Consider the following 18,791-nt stretch of genomic DNA (forward strand, 5'->3'; position numbering starts at 1 on the left):
CTATCGTTGGCCGGTAGTGCAATACCGGTCTATCTCCTGCGCGGCACGATGTCCCGAGGCGATACATTTGACCACCAGACTGGCACCCGAGGCGGCATCGCCGGCCACGAATACATTCTCCGGCAGGTCGGGCAACTGAGGCTTGAGGAATCCCATCGCCAGCAACACCAGGTCGGCCTTCAAAATCTCTTTCCGTCCCGTAGGCCGCATCTGCGGGCGACCGCCGTCGGGAGCCGGCAACCAGTCGACCTCCTCGACCTCGACGCCGCACACCCGCCCGTTCTCACCGATAAAGCGGGTGGACGAGAGGCTCCAGCGACGTACGCATCCCTCCTCGTGGCTGCTGCTGGTCTTCAGCACAACAGGCCACTGGGGCCAGGGTGTCGCGGGGTTGTATCCTACGGGCGGCTTCGGCATGATTTCTATCTGGGTCACGCTGGCCGCACCCTGCCGGTTGCTCGTGCCTATGCAGTCGCTGCCCGTATCGCCGCCACCGATTACCAGCACATCCTTGCCGCGTGCCGTGATGCGCTCTTCGTCGCTGAAGGTCTGCCCGGCCAACACCCGGTTTTGCTGGGCCAGCATCTCCATGGCAAAATGGATACCGGCCAAGTCGCGCCCCGGAATATTGAGGTCGCGGGCCTGGGGCGTACCCGTGCAGAGACAGTAGGCATCGAAACCCTCGGGCAGATGGTCGAGCTCGACGGCATGGTTCACCTCGAAGGTGATGCCCTCGGCCTCCATCACCCGCACCCGACGGTCGATGATGGGCTTGTGCAGTTTGAAGTTGGGAATACCGAAACGCAACAGACCGCCCACATACTCCAGCTTCTCGAATACGGTCACGTCGTAGCCCAGCCGGTTGAGCCGATTGGCCACCGAGAGCCCGGCCGGGCCCGACCCGATGACAGCCACACGCCTGCCGTTACGCTTGTAGTGGTGAGGCTTGACGAGCCCCTCGCGGAAGGCGGCCTCGATGATGGCGGCCTCGTTTTCGCGAATGGTCACCGGCGCCTCCATGCTCAGGTTGAGCACACAGCTCTTCTCGCACAGCGCCGGACAGATGCGCCCCGTAAACTCGGGGAAATCGTTGGTCTGGGTGAGCAGCCTGTAGGCCTCGTCCCATCGGCCCCGATAGAGGGCATCTTGAAATTCGGGCGGGCGGTTGCCCAGCGGGCAGGCCCAGTGGCAGAAAGGCACCCCGCAATCCATGCAACGCGAAGCCTGCAGCTTGCGTTCGCTGGTGTTGAGGGTCTGCTCCACCTCGCCGTAGTCCGAAATACGGTCGTGTACGGGGCGATATCCGGCCTCCTGCCGGGGTATGGTTAAGAATGCTTTCGGGTTTCCCATAATGCTTTATATCTTGCTATATCTAATCGTTCGTTTTTTTCGATAGGGTTAATAATCTCTCTGTACTTCGGCAATCTTCTCCTGGAGCTTGCGCATCTGCTCTTCGGCCAGAACCTTCTTGAACTCGATGGGGGTTACCTGGATAAACTCGTCGACATAGCGGTTCCAGTTGTCGAGCATCGTGCGGGCCAGCGACGAGCTGGTGTAGAAGTAGTGCTGGCGGATGAGTTCGTGCAGCTCCTTGCGGGCAGCCGCGTCTTCCAGCAGCGAGAGCTCGACCATATCCATGTTGCAGAAGTAGTCGAACTTGCGGTTCTTGTCCCACACGTAGGCCACGCCGCCGCTCATACCGGCAGCGAAGTTGCGGCCCGTCTCGCCCAGAACGACTACCCGACCGCCGGTCATGTACTCGCAGCAGTGGTCGCCCACCCCTTCGACTACGGCAATGGCACCCGAGTTGCGCACGGCAAAACGCTCACCGGCCCGGCCGTTGATGTAGACCTCGCCCGAGGTGGCTCCATAGAGCAGCGTGTTGCCGGCTATCGTATTGTCTTCGGCAGCAAAGGTGCTGCGCACCGGCGGGTGTACCGCAATGCGGCCGCCGCTCAACCCCTTGCCCAGATAGTCGTTGGCCTCGCCCTCGAGCCGGAAGTTGATACCCCGGGTGAGGAAGGCTCCGAAACTCTGTCCGGCCGAACCTCTGAACTTGACCTGAATCGTATCGTCGGGCAAACCGGCCTCGCCATACCGCGAGGCAATGGCCCCCGAGAGCATGGCACCTACCGAACGGTCGGTATTGCCGATGGTATATTCGAGCGAAACCTCGCGTCGGTTCTCGATGGCTTCGCGAGCGGCTGCAATCATGGTTACGTCGAGCACCCCGTCGATGTCGTGCTGTTGGGGCATGACCCGATGCAGGGCCGTACCGTTGTCGACCCGGTGCAACATGCGGCTGAAGTCGAGCAGCGAGGCTTTGGTACCCGGTTCGGCGGGAGCTATCTCAATCAGGTCGGTGCGCCCCACGATGTCGTTCAACCGGGTGAAGCCCATCTCGGCCAGATACTCGCGCACCTCTTGGGCCAGGAACTGGAAGTAGTTGACCACGTACTGGTAGTGACCTCTGAAACGCTCGCGCAACTTGGGGTCTTGCGTGGCCACGCCCACCGGACAGGTATTGGCATGGCACTTGCGCATCATCACGCAACCCAGCACAATGAGGGCGGCGGTACCAAAGGCAAACTCTTCGGCCCCGAGCAACGCCATGCTGATGATGTCGCGCCCGGTTTTGAGCTGCCCGTCGGTCTGCAGGCGCACCTTGCCGCGAAGGCCGTTCAGCACCAGCGTCTGCTGCGTGTCGCTCAACCCGATTTCGGGCGGGATACCGGCGTAGCGCATCGACGAGGCGGGCGAAGCACCCGTGCCTCCCTCGGCTCCCGAGATGACAATCAGGTCGGCCTTGGCCTTGGCCACACCGGCAGCGATGGTGCCCACCCCGCTCTCGGCCACCAGCTTGACGCTGATTTGGGCCCGGGGATTAACATTCTTCAGGTCGAAGATGAGTTGGGCCAAATCTTCGATGGAGTAAATATCGTGATGGGGCGGCGGCGAAATGAGCGAAATGCCCGGTATCGAATGGCGGGTGCGGGCAATCACTTCGTCGACCTTGAAGCCCGGCAACTGTCCACCCTCGCCCGGCTTGGCGCCCTGTGCCACCTTGATCTGTATCTCTTCGGCATTGACCAGATATTCGGTAGTGACCCCGAAACGACCCGAAGCCACCTGCTTGGTCTTGCTGCAGAGCGAAATGCCGTCGTAGGTCTCGTGGAAGCGGACCGAATCTTCGCCACCCTCGCCCGTGTTGCTGCGGGTTCCCAGTTTGTTCATGGCCAAGGCAAGCGCCTCGTGGGCCTCCTTGCTGATGGCTCCGAACGAGATGGCCCCCGTCACGAAATGTTTTACGATCGACTCGACCGGCTCTACCTGGTCGATGGAAATCGGGTTGCGTTTGAAGCGGAAGAAGTCGCGCAGGAAGATGGGGCTCCCCTTGTGGTCTACCGCCTGGGTAAACTGTTTGAATTTATCGTAACTGCCCAACCGGGTAGCCAGTTGCAGCAGACTGATGGTCTCGGGATTCCAGGCATGTTTCTCGCCATCCTTGCGATAGGAGAACTGCCCGATGTAGGGCAAGGGCTCGTCCTCGTCGTCGAGCCGATAGCCGGCATCGTGGAATGCCTCGTAGTCACGGGCAATCTCATCGAGACGGATACCGCCCACCGACGAGCAGCGGGTACCGAACCAGCGGTTCAGCAGCTCTTCGCTCAACCCCACGGCCTCGAAAATCTTGGCACCGCGGTACGAACGTATGGTGCTGATACCCATCTTGCTCATGATTTTGTAGAGCCCCTTGCACACGGCCTTGATGTAGTTCTTCTCGGCCGTCTCGTAGTTCATCTGCACGTCGCCACGCTTTACCAGATCGTCGAGCACGGCAAAGACCATGTAGGGATTGATGGCGCTGGCACCGTAGCCCAGCAACAGGGCGGCGTGCATCACCTCGCGTATCTCGCCGCTCTCGACCACCAGAGCCGTCTGCACGCGCTTCTGCACCGAAATGAGGTGATGGTGCACGGCACTCACGGCCAGCAGGGCCGGTATGGCGGCGTGGTCGGCATCGATGTCGCGGTCGGTGAGGACGATGTAGTTTACCCCCTCGTCGACCGACTCCTCGGCCTTGCGGCAGAGGGCAACGAGCGCCTCTTCCAGTCCGGTTTTTCCCCGCCCGGCCTCGAAGAGCATGGGCAGTTTCACCGTCTTGAATCCCTTATAGCGGATGTTGCAGAGAATATCCAGTTGGGTGTTGTTGAGGATGGGATGCGGCAACCGCACCATCTTGCAGTGGCTCTCGTCGGGCAACAGAATGTTGTTGCCCACAGCGCCGATATACTCGGTGAGCGACATGACCAGCTCCTCGCGAATGGGGTCGATGGGCGGGTTGGTCACCTGGGCAAACTGCTGTCTGAAATAGTTGAAAAGCGATTGCGGACGTTCGGAGAGAACGGCCAGCGGCGTATCGTTACCCATCGAGGCGGTAGGCTCCGACCCGGTGGTACACATGGGCGTGATGGTGCGCTCCACATCCTCGCGGGTGAAGCCGAAGGCGCGCAACTTGCGTTCGTAATCGTCGACGGTATTCACCACCTTGCGGCCGCTCTTGAGGGTATCGAGCTCGATGCGGTTCTCGGCCAGCCACTGACGGTAAGGCCGGGCCGAGGCGAGTTGCTGCTTCAGCTCCTCGTCGTAATAGATGCGACCCTCCTGCGTATCGACCAGCAGAATCTTACCCGGTTGCAGGCGACCCTTCTCGCGGATGGTCTCGGGGGCAAAACTGATGACTCCCGCCTCGCTGGCCACCACCATCATGTCGTTACGGGTAATCAGGTAGCGGGCCGGGCGCAGACCGTTACGGTCGAGCATTCCGCCGGCATAGCGGCCGTCGCTGAAGAGCAGGGCGGCCGGGCCGTCCCACGGCTCCATCAAAATCGAATGGTATTCGTAGAAGGCCTTCAGGTCTTCGCTGATGGGGTTCTTGTCGTTGAACGACTCGGGCACGAGCATGGCCATGGCGTGCGGTAGGCTCAACCCCGACTGCACGAAAAACTCGAGCACGTTGTCGAGCGACGCACTGTCGCTCATGTCGGGTTGCAGAATGGGACGGATGTCCTTTACCGGTCCCAACAACGGTGTGGAGAGCACACTCTCGCGGGCCTCCATCCAACCCCGGTTGCCACGGATGGTATTGATTTCGCCGTTGTGCGCCAACAGCCGGAAGGGCTGGGCCAACCCCCAAGTGGGGAAGGTGTTGGTGCTGAAACGGGAGTGGACAATGGCCAGACCGCTGGTGAAATAGGGCTGCGTGAGGTCGCAGAAGTATTCGCGCACCTGCACCGACGACAGCATGCCTTTATAGATGATGGTCTTGCTCGAAAGCGAGACGATGTAAAAATCCTTGTGCGAAACCCGACGCTCTATCTTTTTACGAATGAGGTAGAGCTTGCGCTCCAGGTCGTCGGCCTCGCCGGTGATAAAAATCTGCTTGATGTCGGGCTCGGTCTCGGCGGCGCTCTTTCCCAGAATCGACGAATTGACCGGCACCGAACGCACGTGCATGAGCGAGAGCTTCTCGCGCTCGATCTCCTCGGCCATGATGTCGAGTATCTCGGTCTGATCCTTCAGGCTCTTGGGCAGAAACACCAGCCCCGTGCCATATTTGCCCTTCTCGGGGACCGGGATACCTTGCAGCAAAATGAACTCGTGCGGAATCTGCAACAGGATACCGGCACCGTCGCCGGTCTTGTTGTCGGCGCCCTCGGCTCCCCGGTGCTTCATGTTCTCGAGCACCTTCAGGGCCGAATCGACCAACTCGTGCGACTTGTTGCCGTGGATGTTGACAATCATACCTACTCCGCACGCATCGTGTTCGTTGGCCGGGTCATACAGACCGGTCAATCCCCTCTGCGCTACTTTCTCCTTTATCTCTTTACCTTTGACAAATGTAGTACCCTTCATCGGTTTACAGTTTCTTTTTATTTCGTCGTTCAAAATAAGAATTTCAATTTGCTTGCAAAAATAAATAACAGCTTTCAAAAATACAAACATATTGTAGATTTATTTGCAAAATAATCTCTTTACAGTAAAACCTCTTACTTTTTACTACACTATATAATAGCAAGATATAGAGCTCTTAATTTTTATTAAAACCCTGGGGTATATCCCTCGGGAAAAAAATAATAGCTAACTTTGTGGTGTAACAAAGGGGTGCCTAAAAGCGGCTGAGATCATACCCTATGAACCTGATACGGATAATGCCGGCGCAGGAATTGTTCATAGTCCTATCTGTTTCGATACGGTTTTAAGCTACCCCCGAAGATAAAGCGAACCGTATGAAGACTTATCCCGTCGTATTGACCATAGCCGGCTCGGACAGCAGCGGAGGAGCCGGGATACAAGCCGACCTGAAGACCATGTCGGCCATCGGTGTGTTCGGCACCTCGGCCATCACCGCCATCACGGCGCAAAACACCTGCGAAGTGCGGGCCATCCAGGGCATCGACCCGTCCATCGTGCACCAGCAAATCGAGGCGGTGCTCGACGACCTGCCCTGCCGCACGGTGAAGTTGGGCATGCTCTACGCCCGTCCCACCATCGAAGCCATTGCCGACTGTCTGGCGCACTATCCCCTCGACCACATCGTGCTCGACCCGGTAATGGTATCGACCTCGGGCTGCCGGCTCATCGAAGAGGAGGCCATCGAGGCGGTCAAATCGCTGCTGTTGCCCCGGGCTACACTCGTCACCCCCAACATTCCCGAGACCGAAATCCTGAGCGGCCTGCCCGTTACCAACGAGCGGGATATGGAGCTGGCGGCCCAGCGGCTCTTCCGCATCGGATGCCGGGCCGTACTCATCAAGGGAGGGCATCTGGAGGGGGCCGAGTCGTACGACCTGCTCTTCACCCCGCATGCCGACCCGGTGCGCTACACCTCGCCGCGGGTTGCCACGCGCAACACCCACGGCACGGGCTGCACCTTCTCGTCGGCCATTGCCTCGTACCTGGCCCTGGGCCGCACGCTGCCCGACGCCGTTGCCGCCGCCAAGCACTACCTGACCCAGGCTCTGCAAGCCGGGGCCGACGTGACAATAGGCCACGGCCACGGTGCCGTAAACCATCTGTTCGCCCCCTGTGTTTTAACCTCACGGGACAACGAAGCACTGAACGAAAAAGAGAAACCCACTCATTGATACAACAATGAAAGTATATATCAACCAAAACGAAACCGAGGTACCCGAGGGCATCACCGTAAAAGAGTGGCTCGACCGGCAGCAGATTGCCGCCGAGGGTACCGCCATTGCCATCGACAACAAACTGGTACCCAAGAGCGAATGGAGCAACCGCACACTGGCCGACGGCGACAAGATTACCCTCATTCGCGCCACCTTCGGCGGATAACCGGCAAAACCGAACGTAACGCGATGAAATACATAGGTATCACACCCGAAGGTTTCCTGCCCGGCGAGGAGTGCTTGATAGCCGTTCTGCTCGACCACGGTCTGGACCGCCTGCACCTGCGCAAACCCGGGGCCTCGCACCACGAGGTGGAGCAACTGTTGCGCACGATTCCCGACCGCTGCTACAGCCGCATCGTGCTGCACGACCACTTCGAGCTGGCCGCAACGTACCGGCTGGCCGGGGTACACCTCAACCGTCGCAACCCCGAGCCACCCGCACCGGCTGACGGCTACACCCCCGCCCTATCGCGCTCGTGCCACACCATCGCCGAGCTGGCCCACGGCGAAGGGTATGCCTATCAGTTCCTGAGCCCTCTCTTCGACAGCATCTCGAAGCAGGGATATACCGCGGGCTTCATCCCCGACGAGCTGACGGAGGCCGCCAGCCAAGGCATCATCGGCGAGCGGGTAATCGCCCTGGGCGGCATCACCCCCGAACGGATGGCTGCCGTGCGGGCCTGGCACTTCGGCGGAGTAGCCCTGCTGGGCTACCTGTGGCAGGCCCCCACCCCCGAGGGAGTGGTGGCCCGACTGAAACGAATACGAACTGTTTAACACCATAGTCATGTTACAATTCATTACACACCAAACCCTGCGCTTCGGCATTGTCGAAGGCGCTGTCGCCGCCCTGAACGGAGGCTGCAAATGGATACAGCTGCGCATGAAAGAGGCTCCCCTCGAAGAGGTCGAGAAGACGGCCCGGCAACTGATTCCGCTCTGCAAGGAGCACGAGGCGATACTCGTTCTCGACGACTATCCTCAACTGGCGGCCGACCTCGACGTAGACGGCGTGCACCTGGGCAAACTCGACATGCCCGTATCGGAGGCCCGCCTGCTCATCGGCGAAAAGTACATCATCGGCGGTACGGCCAACACCTTCGACGACATCCAGAACCTCGTACGTCAGGATGCCGACTATGTGGGTCTCGGCCCCTTCCGCTACACCGAGACCAAAAAGAACCTGAGTCCCATACTCGGGCTCGAGGGCTATGCCCGCATCATGCAGCAGTGCCGCGACAACGGGCTGAAGATTCCCGTGGTGGCCATCGGCGGCATCACGGCCGACGACATTCCGGCCATTATGGAAACGGGTGTGGCCGGCATCGCCCTGTCGGGCACCATCCTGCAGGCCGAAGACCCCGAGGCCGAAACCCGAAAGATTATAGATTTACTCAACCAATATCGTAAAGCATGAAAAAATTAGTGATTGGAGGACGGGAATTCTCCTCCCGACTGTTTGTCGGAACCGGCAAATTCAGCTCGAACGAATTGATGGAAAAAGCCATCGAGGCTTCGGAATCCGAAATGATTACCGTTGCCATGAAACGTCTCAACATGACCCACGAAGCTACCGACGATATGCTCGCACACATCGACCGCACCAAGGTGCAGTTCCTGCCCAATACCTCGGGCGTGCGGAATGCCGAGGAGGCCGTGCTTGCCGCCCAGCTCTCCCGCGACTGCTTCGGGACCGACTTCATCAAACTCGAAATCCACCCCGACCCCAAATACCTTCTGCCCGACCCGGTAGAGACCCTGAAGGCTACCGAACAGCTGGCCAAGATGGGGTTCGTAGTGCTGCCCTACATCCAGGCCGACCCCGTGCTGTGCAAACGCCTCGAAGAGGCCGGTGCCGCTACGGTGATGCCGCTGGGGGCTCCCATCGGCACGAACAAGGGGTTGCGCACGCGTGACTTCCTGCAGATTATCATCGAGGAGAGCAACGTGCCCGTCATCGTCGATGCCGGTATCGGGGCTCCGTCGCATGCCGCCGAAGCCATGGAGCTGGGTGCCGACGCCGTACTGGTGAACACCGCCATTGCCGTGGCCGGTAATCCCGTAGAGATGGCCATCGCCTTCAAAGAGGCTGTTCGAGCCGGCCGCCGTGCCTACGAAGCCGGACTGGGTGCCCAATACCACTTTGCCCAGGCCAGCAGCCCGTTGACTTCATTCCTGGACTAACCGCTTCGAAACTTCACACATTTATGGATACACAAAAAATCATCAAAGACTCCTACCCCGGTTCCGAGAAGGTATATGTACCGGGAAAACTCTTTCCCATTCAAGTGGGCATGCGCAAGATCAACCTGACCGACACCGTGACCATCGAGAACGGGAAACGGGTACATACCCCCAACCCGCCGGTCTATGTGTATGACACCAGCGGTCCCTATACCGACCCGGCCGTAGAGGTAGACATCAACCGGGGTATCCCCCGCCTGCGCGAGTCGTGGATTCTCGACCGCGGCGATGTGGAACGGCTCGACGACATCACCTCGCAATACGGGCGTGCCCGCCGCGACGACCCGTCGCTCGACCCGATACGGTTCAAAAACACACCGCTCCCCTACCGGGCCAAACCGGGACATGCCATCACGCAGATGTACTATGCCCGCCAGGGTATCGTCACCGCCGAGATGGAGTATGTGGCCATACGCGAGAATATAATGAACGAGCAATTGGGCATCAAGAGCCACATCACCCCCGAGTTTGTGCGCGACGAGGTGGCTGCCGGCCGTGCCATCATCCCGGCCAACATCAACCACCCCGAGACCGAGCCGATGATTATCGGCCGCAATTTCCTGGTGAAACTCAATACCAACATCGGCAACTCGGCCCTCTCGTCGGGTATCGAAGAGGAGGTGGACAAGGCCGTATGGAGCTGCCACTGGGGCGGTGATACGCTCATGGACCTCTCGACGGGCGACCACATACACGAGACGCGCGAATGGATTATCCGCAACTGCCCCGTGCCCATGGGTACCGTGCCCATCTACCAAGCCCTCGAGAAGGTAAACGGCAAGGTCGAAGACCTCACCTGGGAGATTTACCGCGATACGCTCATCGAGCAGTGCGAGCAGGGTGTGGACTACTTCACCATTCACGCCGGAGTGCTCAAGGCACACGCCGACCTGGTGGGCGAACGGCTTACGGGTATCGTGTCGCGCGGCGGTTCGATTATGACCAAGTGGTGCGTTATCCACAACCAGGAGAGTTTCCTCTACACCCACTTCGACGAAATCTGCGAGATACTCAAGCAGTACGACGTGGCCATATCGCTGGGCGACGGCATGCGGCCCGGCTCGATACACGACGCCAACGACCGCTCGCAGTTCCTCGAACTTGACGTGCTGGGCGAACTCACCGAGAAGGCCTGGGCACACGACGTGCAGGTGATTATCGAAGGCCCCGGCCATATTCCCATGCAGAAAATCAAGGAGAACATGGACCGCCAGTTGAGCAGTTGCCACGGAGCCCCCTTCTACACGCTGGGCCCGTTGACTACCGACATCGCCCCGGGTTACGACCACATCACTTCGGCCATCGGTGCCGCACAGATTGCCTGGCTGGGCACGGCCATGATTTGCTACGTCACCCCCAAGGAACATCTGGGACTGCCCGATCGCGAGGATGTGCGCAACGGTGTCATCGCCTACAAGATTGCGGCCCACGCCGCCGACCTGGCCAAGGGATTCCCCGGCGCCCAGGTGCGCGACGATGCCATGAGCAAGGCCCGCTACGAGTTCCGCTGGAAAGACCAGTTCAACCTGGCCCTCGACCCCGACCGGGCTCTCGAGTATTACAAGCAGGGCTCGTTCCACGACGGCAACTACTGCACCATGTGCGGCCCCAACTTCTGCGCCATGCGGCTGTCGCAAGACATCACCAACTGCATCGAGAAGGAGTAACCCGCCCGGTGTACCCGCGAGTGCCGGTGGCGCAGCGCCATCGGCCTCGCCACAAGAGAGAGAATAGAAAAGAAATCGACCAACTACCAACGATTGAATAAAGAAAAAGAAGAAAGATGTTTTCCGAAGAATTAGAAAAATATTCCTGGGACGACATAACCGCCTGCATCAACTCGAAACAGAGCCGCGACGTGGAGATTGCCTTGGGCAAGGAGCACTTGACCATCGACGACTTCATGGCCCTCGTTTCGCCGGCCGCAGCTCCCTATCTGGAGCCCATGGCCGCCCTGAGCCGGCGCTATACCCAGGAGCGTTTCGGTAAAACGATACAGATGTATGTACCGCTTTATATCACCAACTCGTGCAACAACTTTTGCGTCTATTGCGGGTTCAACCACAACAACCCCATCTCTCGCATCATCCTCACCGAAGAGGAGATCGAGAACGAATGCCGCGCCATACGCAAGCTGGGCCCCTTTGAGAACCTGCTCATCGTCACCGGCGAGAATCCGCGCGATGCCGGTGTAGACTATCTGGAGCGGGCTCTGCATGTAGCCCGCCCCTACTTTGCCAACCTCTCGATCGAGGTGATGCCGCTCAAGAGCGAAGATTACTACCGGCTCACCAAGTCGGGTCTCAACGGTGTGGTTTGCTTCCAGGAGACCTACCACAAGGATCGCTACAAGACCTATCACCCCAAGGGGATGAAATCGATTTTCGAATGGCGTGTCAACGGCTTCGACCGCATGGGTCAGGCCGGCGTGCACAAGATAGGCATGGGCGTGCTCATCGGGCTGGAGCCCTGGCGCACCGACGTGACCATGATGGCCATTCACCTGCAATACCTGCGCAAGCATTACTGGCAGACGAAATACAGCGTCAACTTCCCCCGCATGCGGCCGTCGGAGGGGCACTTCCAACCCAACGTGGTGATGAGCGACCGGGAGCTGGCCCAGCTAATTTTTGCCTTCCGTATCTTCGACCACGACGTGGATATTTCGGTATCGACCCGCGAGAACCCCAACTTCCGCAACCACATTGCCACGCTGGGAGCCACCTCGATGAGTGCCGGCTCGAAGACCGACCCGGGAGGCTACGCCACCTATCCGCAGGCACTGGAGCAATTTGCCGTGAGCGACGAACGCACCCCGGCCGAGGTAGAGCAGGCCATCAAGGCCATGGGCTACGAGGTAGTATGGAAAGACTGGGATAAAATCTTCGATTGATGAACGAGCGATACAGCAGACAGACGATGCTCCCCGAAATAGGCGAAGCGGGCCAGGAGCGGCTGCGCCAGGCGCGAGTGCTGATTGTGGGTGTGGGCGGCCTGGGGTCGCCCGTCACCCTCTACCTGACGGCGGCCGGTGTAGGCTGCCTGGGACTGGTCGACGACGACGTGGTTTCGTTGAGCAACCTGCAACGGCAGGTGCTCTATTCCGAGGCCGAGGTGGGAGCCCCCAAGGTGGAGTGTGCCCGCCGGCGGCTGTCGGAGTTGAACAGCACGACCCGCATCGAGACCTACCCCACCCGGCTTACCGCCGAAAATGCCGCCGAACTCGTGGCCAACTACGACCTGGTGGTCGACGGCTGCGACAATGCGGCCACGCGCTACCTCATCGACGAGGAGTGTGCCCGCCAGGGCAAGCCCTACGTCTACGGCTCCATCGCCGCCTTCGAGGGACAGGTGTCGGTATTCAACTACCGGGGAGGCCCCCGGTACAGCGACCTCTACCCGCGCCCGGCAGTAATGCCTGTGCCGCAACCGGGCGGCGTGGTCGGGTCCATTCCCGGCCTCATCGGTTGCCTGCAAGCCTCCGAAGCCATCAAGATAATTGCCGGGTGCGGCGAGGTGTTGAGCGGCAAACTCTACTGGACCAACCTGCTCACCCTGCAGCACCAGATTATCGAACTATGAGTTCTTAGGCTCATAGTCTGTTGTATGGCTCAAAAGAGGTTTTCCAAAACCAATAGAGCGTTGACATAGAAACAAAAACGACAGCCTCGGCGATTTTCTGCCGAGGCTGTCGTTTATAAGTCAATTCGATATTCGATCTTCATCGTTGCTTACCACCAAAATTAAAAAGCCGGAATCTAATAAAAAACAATCGCAGCACTCTGTATTTGCGCAATTTTTCGATGATTTTACTCATTATGGCTAAGAAATTTTCTTGATTACATACTTTTATTCTATCAATAAGCATTCGCCCAGTTGTTCTTGCGAATGTTCTCGCGTTTCCACTTATCCTTGGGTGTCGTCTCGCCCTGCGGATAACCCATGGGGATGACGTTGAGCGGGATAATCTGTGCTGGCAAACCGAGTACCGAGCGAATGGCTTTTACCCGGCTCATCACGGGATAGGCACCCGTCCATACGGCACCCAGCCCCAGACCGTGAGCGGCCAGCAGAATATTCTCGGTAGCGGCCGAGGCATCCTGTATCCAATAGGTAGCCCCCTCGCCCTCGATGGCTTTGCTCAAGTCGCCGCACACCACGATGGCCACCGGAGCCGATGCCAGCATCTTGGCATTGGGCAGCGAGTCGGCCAACTGGGTCATCAGCGCCTTGTCGTCGATAACCACAAAGGCCCACGGCTGTTGATTGCGGGCAGTAGGTGCCGCCATGCCGGCGCGCAGAATCTGCTCGATTTTCTCGGGCTCCACGGCCTGGTCGGTATAGGCCCGCACACTGGCCCGGGTTTCGATAGCCTCGAGTACCGGCATACCCTCGCCGCTGCTCTTCGAATCGCTCTTGGTGGTCGAGAAGAACATCACGAACACGACTACCGTGAAGATGAACCACACGGCCAGAAAAATAAATAAAACTCGTTTCATCATATCTTGTCTGTTTTTTTTTAAGTTTACAGCGTCAGCAGTCCCTCGGGAATACTCATGTAGAGCCGGCGGTTCTCCTCGTCGATTTCGCTCACAAACTCGTCAACGGCCGGCACCAGCAGCTCGCGGCCGGCGTGGTCTATCTCGAAGAGCACATTCTCGGTCGAGTCGTCGACGGCCACAATCTTGCCCAACTCGCCCAGCTCGCTGTCGACGACGGTAAACCCGATGAAGTAGTCGCTCGGGGCCTCCTCTTCGGCCTCCGTGTCGTAGTAGGATTTGGGGAAGTAGACATCGAGCAGCGAGAAGGCCCGGGCCTCGGTCTCATTGTCGACATCCTCGAGCTTTATCAAGGCCGTAGTGTCGCTCTTGAAGCGATACTCCTCGATGAAAAAGGGGACGAAGATACCGTCGATTTCGCAGACGATATAGGGACAGTCGGTGCGGTCGAACACATCGTCGGTAAAGGTGAAGGAGAGCTCCCCCTTCACCCCGTGCGGTTTGTTGAACCGCCCTATCTTTATCAGTTCTTCACGTTCTATCATGATTGTTTCTCTTGTTTTACAGCCGGGTGATGCGCGCCCCTATGGCATTGAGCCGCTTGTCGATGTCCTGATAGCCCCGGTCTATCTGGTCGATGTTGTGGATGCGGCTCGTACCGTCGGCACTCATGGCGGCGATGAGCAGCGCGATACCGGCCCGGATATCGGGCGATACCATGTTGGCAGCCCGCAGCGTGTGGGCGTGAGCCTGACCGATGACGGCGGCGCGGTGCGGGTCGCACAGGATAATCTGGGCCCCCATGTCGATGAGCTTGTCGACGAAGAAGAGTCGGCTCTCGAACATCTTCTGGTGGATGAGCACGCTGCCCTTGGCCTGGGTAGCCACCACGAGGAAGACACTCAGGAGGTCGGGGGTAAGTCCCGGCCACGGCGCATCGGCGAAGGTCATGATAGAGCCGTCGATAAAGGTCTCTATCTCGTACCCGTCGTGCTCGGGGATGTGGATGTCGTCGCCGTTTTGCTCGACGGTGATACCCATCCGGCGGAAGCTGTCGGGGATAATGCCCAGGTCGTTGTACGACACGTTTTTGATGGTGATGTCCGACCGGGTCATGGCAGCCATGCCGATGAAACTGCCCACCTCAATCATATCGGGCAGAATGGTGTGCTCGCACCCCTTGAGCGACGACACGCCGTGAATCGTGAGCAGGTTGGAGCCGATGCCCTCGATGCGGGCACCCATGCGGTTGAGCATCTTCGAGAGCTGTTGCAGGTAGGGTTCGCAGGCCGCGTTGTAGATGGTAGTGTCGCCCTCGGCCATGACGGCAGCCATGAGGATGTTGGCCGTACCCGTCACCGACGCCTCGTCGAGCAGCATGTAGCTGCCGGTGAGTTTGTCGGCCTTGATTTCGTAGCGTTGTGCCTTGGGGCAATAGGTGAACGTGGCCCCCAGTTTCTGGATACCCAGAAAGTGCGTATCGAGACGCCGGCGGCCAATCTTGTCGCCCCCCGGCTTGGGCAATACGGCATAGCCGAAGCGGGCAATGAGCGGCCCGATAATCATCACCGACCCCCGCAGGGCAGCTCCCTTCTGCAGGAACTCGTCGGTATCGAGATAATCGAGATTGATTTTATCGGCCTTGAAACTGTACGCATTCAACCCGATACGTTTCACCGTCACGCCCAGGTCGCGCAACAGTTGTATGAGGTTGTTTACATCGAGAATATCGGGGATATTGTATATCTTCACCTCTTCGGGGGTGAGCAACGTAGCACAAAGGACTTCCAATGCCTCATTCTTAGCTCCTTGCGGTATCAACTCTCCATTCAGACGATGCCCGCCTTCAATAATAAAAGATGCCATACTCTTTCTCTATTAAGGTTAATGAGGGAAAGATACAAAAAAAAGCGGTTATTTACCCGCTTTTTTCGAATTATTTTTCGACTTGTTGTTTCGCTGCGGCTGCACGACGGGTTCCCTCACATCGCGCAGGTGATAGGTGGCGGGATCGAGGTCGATTACCCCGTGGGTATACTCCCGCAAATCCTTCAAAATCTTTTCGTCCTCGACCGAGTCCTTGTTCCACTGATAGTAGAGTTTCTTCATGTGGTTGGCCAGCATCGACACGAGGGCATCGCGCTCGGGTCCGGCAGGCATCTCCTCGGCCTTCTTCAACATCCCCTCCATGATTTTACCGTAATGACGGTATTTGATGGGGGTCGTGTGGTAAGGTATAGCATCGGGGTGCGTATGCAGATTCTCCTTTTTGACAATCTCGTAGGGATAGTCGATGTCGAGCTTGAAGTCGGACATGATGGCCAGGTGGTCCCACAACTTGTGCTTGAAGTCGTCGATGTCGCGCAAGTGAGGAAAGAGGTTACCCATAATATTGATAATGGTATTGGCGCAACGGGTACGTTCGGCACGATCCTCGATAGTCATGCAGTGGTCGACCATCTGTTGCACGTTACGCCCATACTCAGGCAGTATCAGTTTCTTTAAGTCCGAGGTATATTGCATAATCTCTCTATATGATTTTCTTTATTTACAATACTTTGTTTTTGGGAGTGGTGGCGATGAACTCTTTCAGGTAGAAGGGCTCGAAATAGGCCACATCCTCAAACTGACCTTGCCGGTAAGCCCGCTCAGCAAGTGCCAGCATATCGGTAGCCAGGGGTACGATGTCGTCGACAAAGATGGCATTCTCGTGGCGGATGACCTCCTTGCACTTGGCAGCTCCGTTGCCCGAGAAGACGACACGACGGTCGGCCAACAAGTCGGCAAAGGAGTTTTCGTCGACCACACAGGCCTGCACGGGACGCACGGCGTTGAGCGCATTGTCGTAGACGGCGGTATAGACCTCCATGCGACGGGCGTCGATCATGGGACAATATAACACATCTTCGTCGAAATAGGTTTTAAACATGGTGGCGCAAGCCAGCAGTTCGAGGGTGTGTACGGCAATAAGGGGCACCTTCAGCCCGAAGCAAAGCCCCTTGGCCTCGGAGACCCCGATGCGCAGCCCCGTGTAAGAGCCCGGGCCGCTGCTCACCGCTACGGCGTCGACCTTTATCGACTTGTCGCGGGCAAAGGTCATCAACTCTTTTACATAGGCTCCCAGCAGCGAAGCGTGCGAGGGGCCGTCGAAGTTCTCGAAATGGCATTGTACCACTCCGTCGGAAGAGAGCGCGGCCGAGCAGACCGACGTAGAGGTCTCTATATGTAGAATATTCGGCATAATTTTATCGGTAAACATACTGCCTCTCTGCCCTTTCCCCGGGCAAAAAGGTAAACAAACGTATTACAATCGCGTTAATGAGTGTACAAAAATAGCTCTTTTTTTTCAATAATATTGCTTTGGCATCGGAAATAAGATTAAATTTGCAAAAACATTTACAGACATGATACAATCGATGACCGGTTTCGGTAAGTCCGTGGTGGAACTGCCGCACAAAAAAATAACCGTTGAAATAAAATCGTTGAACAGCAAGCAGCTCGATTTGTCGACCCGCATTCCCCAACAATACAGAGAGCTGGAGATGGAGATTCGCTCGGAGATTGCCCGGCGGCTGGAGCGGGGTAAAGTCGACTTTCTGGTATACAGCGAGTCGATAGGCAAAGGAACCTCGGCCCAGATAAACGTGCCGGTGCTGGAGGGCTACTACCAGCAGGTGAAAGAGGCTTCGGAAAAACTGGGCATTGCCATGCCCGAAGACTGTTTCTCGATTTTGCTGCGCCTGCCCGACGCCCTGAGTACCGATAGCCAGGAAATCGACGAAACCGAAATCAACGCTCTGAAGAAGGCGGTCGACGAGGCCATCACCCACCTCGAGGAGTTCCGCATCCAGGAGGGGGCCATGCTGCAACACCTCTTTGAAGAGAAGATTGCCAACATTGCCCAGCTGCTGAAGGAGGTGGAGCCCTACGAGAAGGAGCGCATCGAAAAAATCAAGGGACGCATCATCGACGCCCTGACCAAAATCGACAACTTCGACTACGACAAAAACCGGTTCGAGCAGGAGATGATTTTCTATATCGAGAAACTCGACATCAACGAAGAGAAGCACCGGCTCGACAACCACTTGAAATATTTTCTCGAGACCATGCAGGCCGGCAAGGGCCAGGGCAAGAAGCTGGGCTTCATCAGCCAGGAGATGGGTCGCGAAATCAACACGCTCGGTTCCAAGTCGAACCAGGCCGAAATGCAACGCATCGTCGTACGCATGAAAGACGAGTTGGAACAGATCAAAGAGCAAGTATTAAACGTAATGTAATGGAAAAGAGAGGCAAACTGGTTATATTCTCGGCACCCTCGGGGTCGGGCAAATCGACCATCATACAATCGCTGCTGAACCGCGACCTGAACCTGTCGTTCTCGATCTCGGCCACCAGCCGTGCCCCGCGAGGCACCGAGAAGAACGGCGTAGAATACTACTTCATCTCGCCCGAAGAGTTCAGACAACGTATCGCCAACGGCGAGTTTCTGGAGTATGAAGAGGTGTATGCCGGCAAGTTCTACGGCACGCTCAAGAGCGAGGTCGAGCGCATACTCGACAGTGGCCGCAACGTCATCTTCGACGTCGACGTGGTAGGCGGGCTCAACATCAAGAAGTATTACGGCGACCAGGCACTGGCCCTCTTCATCCAACCGCCCAGCATCGAGGAGTTGGAGAAGCGGCTCAAACACCGGGCTACCGATGCCCCCGAGGTGATTGCCAGCCGAGTGGCCAAGGCCGAATACGAACTCTCGTTTGCCCCGCGGTTCGACCACATCATCGTCAACGACATTTTAGAAAAAGCCCAGGAAGAGGCCTACCAGACCATACGGCAATTCCTCGACAAACCCTAAACC

At 57.8% G+C, this 18,791-nt stretch carries 17 protein-coding genes and 1 riboswitch; of the genes, 10 read left to right on the forward strand and 7 right to left on the reverse strand.

From position 1 onward, the window contains the following. Both Q1K76_RS05895 and gltB read right to left on the reverse strand, forming a co-directional pair. Positions 1–1,350 carry a glutamate synthase subunit beta gene (locus Q1K76_RS05895; RefSeq protein WP_258327259.1) on the reverse strand — a complete coding sequence of 450 codons (1,350 nt, stop codon included), beginning with the start codon at positions 1,348–1,350 and terminating at the stop codon, positions 1–3. Positions 1,351–1,398: 48 nt separating this feature from the next. Beyond that, positions 1,399–5,916 carry a glutamate synthase large subunit gene (gltB, locus tag Q1K76_RS05900; protein WP_300131800.1) on the reverse strand — a complete coding sequence of 1,506 codons (4,518 nt, stop codon included), beginning with the start codon at positions 5,914–5,916 and terminating at the stop codon, positions 1,399–1,401. Positions 5,917–6,151: 235 nt separating this feature from the next. After that, positions 6,152–6,244, forward strand: a riboswitch (TPP riboswitch). A 46-nt stretch (positions 6,245–6,290) separates the two neighbouring features. Between gltB and thiD the strand changes: the two genes are divergently transcribed. From thiD to Q1K76_RS05940, 8 genes are all read left to right on the forward strand, one after another. Further along, positions 6,291–7,148: a bifunctional hydroxymethylpyrimidine kinase/phosphomethylpyrimidine kinase gene (thiD, locus tag Q1K76_RS05905; RefSeq protein ID WP_300131802.1), complete on the forward strand. Its 858-nt coding sequence runs from the start codon at positions 6,291–6,293 to the stop codon at positions 7,146–7,148. A 7-nt stretch (positions 7,149–7,155) separates the two neighbouring features. Continuing rightward, positions 7,156–7,356 (forward strand): sulfur carrier protein ThiS, encoded by a 201-nt coding sequence (gene thiS, locus Q1K76_RS05910; protein ID WP_087407553.1) that lies wholly within the window; start codon positions 7,156–7,158, stop codon positions 7,354–7,356. Positions 7,357–7,379: 23 nt separating this feature from the next. Beyond that, positions 7,380–7,970 (forward strand): thiamine phosphate synthase, encoded by a 591-nt coding sequence (locus tag Q1K76_RS05915; protein WP_300131807.1) that lies wholly within the window; start codon positions 7,380–7,382, stop codon positions 7,968–7,970. Positions 7,971–7,974: 4 nt separating this feature from the next. Further along, positions 7,975–8,610, forward strand: coding sequence for a thiamine phosphate synthase (locus Q1K76_RS05920; RefSeq protein WP_258327315.1), 636 nt, complete (start codon positions 7,975–7,977; stop codon positions 8,608–8,610). Next, positions 8,607–9,377 (forward strand): thiazole synthase, encoded by a 771-nt coding sequence (locus tag Q1K76_RS05925; RefSeq protein ID WP_087407556.1) that lies wholly within the window; start codon positions 8,607–8,609, stop codon positions 9,375–9,377. Before Q1K76_RS05920 ends, Q1K76_RS05925 begins: the two co-directional genes overlap by 4 nt. Positions 9,378–9,400: 23 nt before the next feature. Continuing rightward, positions 9,401–11,104: a phosphomethylpyrimidine synthase ThiC gene (thiC, locus tag Q1K76_RS05930; RefSeq protein WP_300131810.1), complete on the forward strand. Its 1,704-nt coding sequence runs from the start codon at positions 9,401–9,403 to the stop codon at positions 11,102–11,104. A 116-nt stretch (positions 11,105–11,220) separates the two neighbouring features. Further along, a complete protein-coding gene (gene thiH / locus Q1K76_RS05935) occupies positions 11,221–12,330 on the forward strand; it encodes a 2-iminoacetate synthase ThiH (RefSeq protein WP_087407558.1) in 1,110 nt (369 codons plus the stop codon). Then, on the forward strand, positions 12,330–13,019 hold the full coding sequence (locus Q1K76_RS05940) for a HesA/MoeB/ThiF family protein (protein WP_300131815.1): 690 nt from the start codon (positions 12,330–12,332) through the stop codon (positions 13,017–13,019). Before thiH ends, Q1K76_RS05940 begins: the two co-directional genes overlap by 1 nt. A 275-nt stretch (positions 13,020–13,294) precedes the next feature. Here Q1K76_RS05940 and Q1K76_RS05945 read toward each other — a convergent pair whose 3' ends face one another. Genes Q1K76_RS05945 through tsaB form a run of 5 tightly spaced genes read right to left on the reverse strand, consistent with a single transcriptional unit; the run spans position 13,295 to position 17,177 of the window. Further along, positions 13,295–13,939, reverse strand: a complete 645-nt coding sequence (locus Q1K76_RS05945) for a nitroreductase family protein (RefSeq protein WP_300131818.1) — start codon at positions 13,937–13,939, stop codon at positions 13,295–13,297. A 23-nt stretch (positions 13,940–13,962) separates the two neighbouring features. Continuing rightward, a complete protein-coding gene (rimM, locus tag Q1K76_RS05950) occupies positions 13,963–14,481 on the reverse strand; it encodes a ribosome maturation factor RimM (protein WP_087407560.1) in 519 nt (172 codons plus the stop codon). A gap of 16 nt (positions 14,482–14,497) precedes the next feature. Further along, positions 14,498–15,802, reverse strand: a complete 1,305-nt coding sequence (murA, locus tag Q1K76_RS05955; protein WP_300131822.1) for a UDP-N-acetylglucosamine 1-carboxyvinyltransferase — start codon at positions 15,800–15,802, stop codon at positions 14,498–14,500. Positions 15,803–15,850: 48 nt separating this feature from the next. Beyond that, positions 15,851–16,459, reverse strand: a complete 609-nt coding sequence (locus Q1K76_RS05960) for a DUF4290 domain-containing protein (protein WP_087407562.1) — start codon at positions 16,457–16,459, stop codon at positions 15,851–15,853. A gap of 25 nt (positions 16,460–16,484) precedes the next feature. Then, positions 16,485–17,177 (reverse strand): tRNA (adenosine(37)-N6)-threonylcarbamoyltransferase complex dimerization subunit type 1 TsaB, encoded by a 693-nt coding sequence (tsaB, locus tag Q1K76_RS05965; RefSeq protein WP_087407766.1) that lies wholly within the window; start codon positions 17,175–17,177, stop codon positions 16,485–16,487. A gap of 163 nt (positions 17,178–17,340) precedes the next feature. Between tsaB and Q1K76_RS05970 the strand changes: the two genes are divergently transcribed. Together Q1K76_RS05970 and gmk are read left to right on the forward strand one after the other, a co-directional pair. After that, the gene (locus Q1K76_RS05970) at positions 17,341–18,213 is read left to right on the forward strand and encodes a YicC/YloC family endoribonuclease (RefSeq protein ID WP_087407563.1); all 873 of its coding nucleotides are present in this window, start codon (positions 17,341–17,343) and stop codon (positions 18,211–18,213) included. After that, positions 18,213–18,788, forward strand: a complete 576-nt coding sequence (gene gmk, locus Q1K76_RS05975) for a guanylate kinase (protein WP_087407564.1) — start codon at positions 18,213–18,215, stop codon at positions 18,786–18,788. The genes Q1K76_RS05970 and gmk overlap by 1 nt, the downstream gene beginning before the upstream one ends. Positions 18,789–18,791: the final 3 nt, after the last annotated feature.

The sequence above is a fragment of the uncultured Barnesiella sp. genome, assembly GCF_946496565.1.
Classification (GTDB): Bacteria; Bacteroidota; Bacteroidia; order Bacteroidales; family Barnesiellaceae; genus Barnesiella; species Barnesiella merdigallinarum.

What these genes read in the sequence shown, in the direction of transcription:
- Q1K76_RS05895 (WP_258327259.1), bottom strand. Translation starts at nt 1,350, where the DNA reads ATGGGAAACCCGAAAGCATTCTTAACCATACCCCGGCAGGAGGCCGGA.
- gltB (WP_300131800.1), bottom strand. Translation starts at nt 5,916, where the DNA reads ATGAAGGGTACTACATTTGTCAAAGGTAAAGAGATAAAGGAGAAAGTA.
- thiD (WP_300131802.1), top strand. Translation starts at nt 6,291, where the DNA reads ATGAAGACTTATCCCGTCGTATTGACCATAGCCGGCTCGGACAGCAGC.
- thiS (WP_087407553.1), top strand. Translation starts at nt 7,156, where the DNA reads ATGAAAGTATATATCAACCAAAACGAAACCGAGGTACCCGAGGGCATC.
- Q1K76_RS05915 (WP_300131807.1), top strand. Translation starts at nt 7,380, where the DNA reads ATGAAATACATAGGTATCACACCCGAAGGTTTCCTGCCCGGCGAGGAG.
- Q1K76_RS05925 (WP_087407556.1), top strand. Translation starts at nt 8,607, where the DNA reads ATGAAAAAATTAGTGATTGGAGGACGGGAATTCTCCTCCCGACTGTTT.
- thiC (WP_300131810.1), top strand. Translation starts at nt 9,401, where the DNA reads ATGGATACACAAAAAATCATCAAAGACTCCTACCCCGGTTCCGAGAAG.
- thiH (WP_087407558.1), top strand. Translation starts at nt 11,221, where the DNA reads ATGTTTTCCGAAGAATTAGAAAAATATTCCTGGGACGACATAACCGCC.
- Q1K76_RS05940 (WP_300131815.1), top strand. Translation starts at nt 12,330, where the DNA reads ATGAACGAGCGATACAGCAGACAGACGATGCTCCCCGAAATAGGCGAA.
- Q1K76_RS05945 (WP_300131818.1), bottom strand. Translation starts at nt 13,939, where the DNA reads ATGATGAAACGAGTTTTATTTATTTTTCTGGCCGTGTGGTTCATCTTC.
- rimM (WP_087407560.1), bottom strand. Translation starts at nt 14,481, where the DNA reads ATGATAGAACGTGAAGAACTGATAAAGATAGGGCGGTTCAACAAACCG.
- murA (WP_300131822.1), bottom strand. Translation starts at nt 15,802, where the DNA reads ATGGCATCTTTTATTATTGAAGGCGGGCATCGTCTGAATGGAGAGTTG.
- Q1K76_RS05960 (WP_087407562.1), bottom strand. Translation starts at nt 16,459, where the DNA reads ATGCAATATACCTCGGACTTAAAGAAACTGATACTGCCTGAGTATGGG.
- tsaB (WP_087407766.1), bottom strand. Translation starts at nt 17,177, where the DNA reads ATGCCGAATATTCTACATATAGAGACCTCTACGTCGGTCTGCTCGGCC.
- Q1K76_RS05970 (WP_087407563.1), top strand. Translation starts at nt 17,341, where the DNA reads ATGATACAATCGATGACCGGTTTCGGTAAGTCCGTGGTGGAACTGCCG.
- gmk (WP_087407564.1), top strand. Translation starts at nt 18,213, where the DNA reads ATGGAAAAGAGAGGCAAACTGGTTATATTCTCGGCACCCTCGGGGTCG.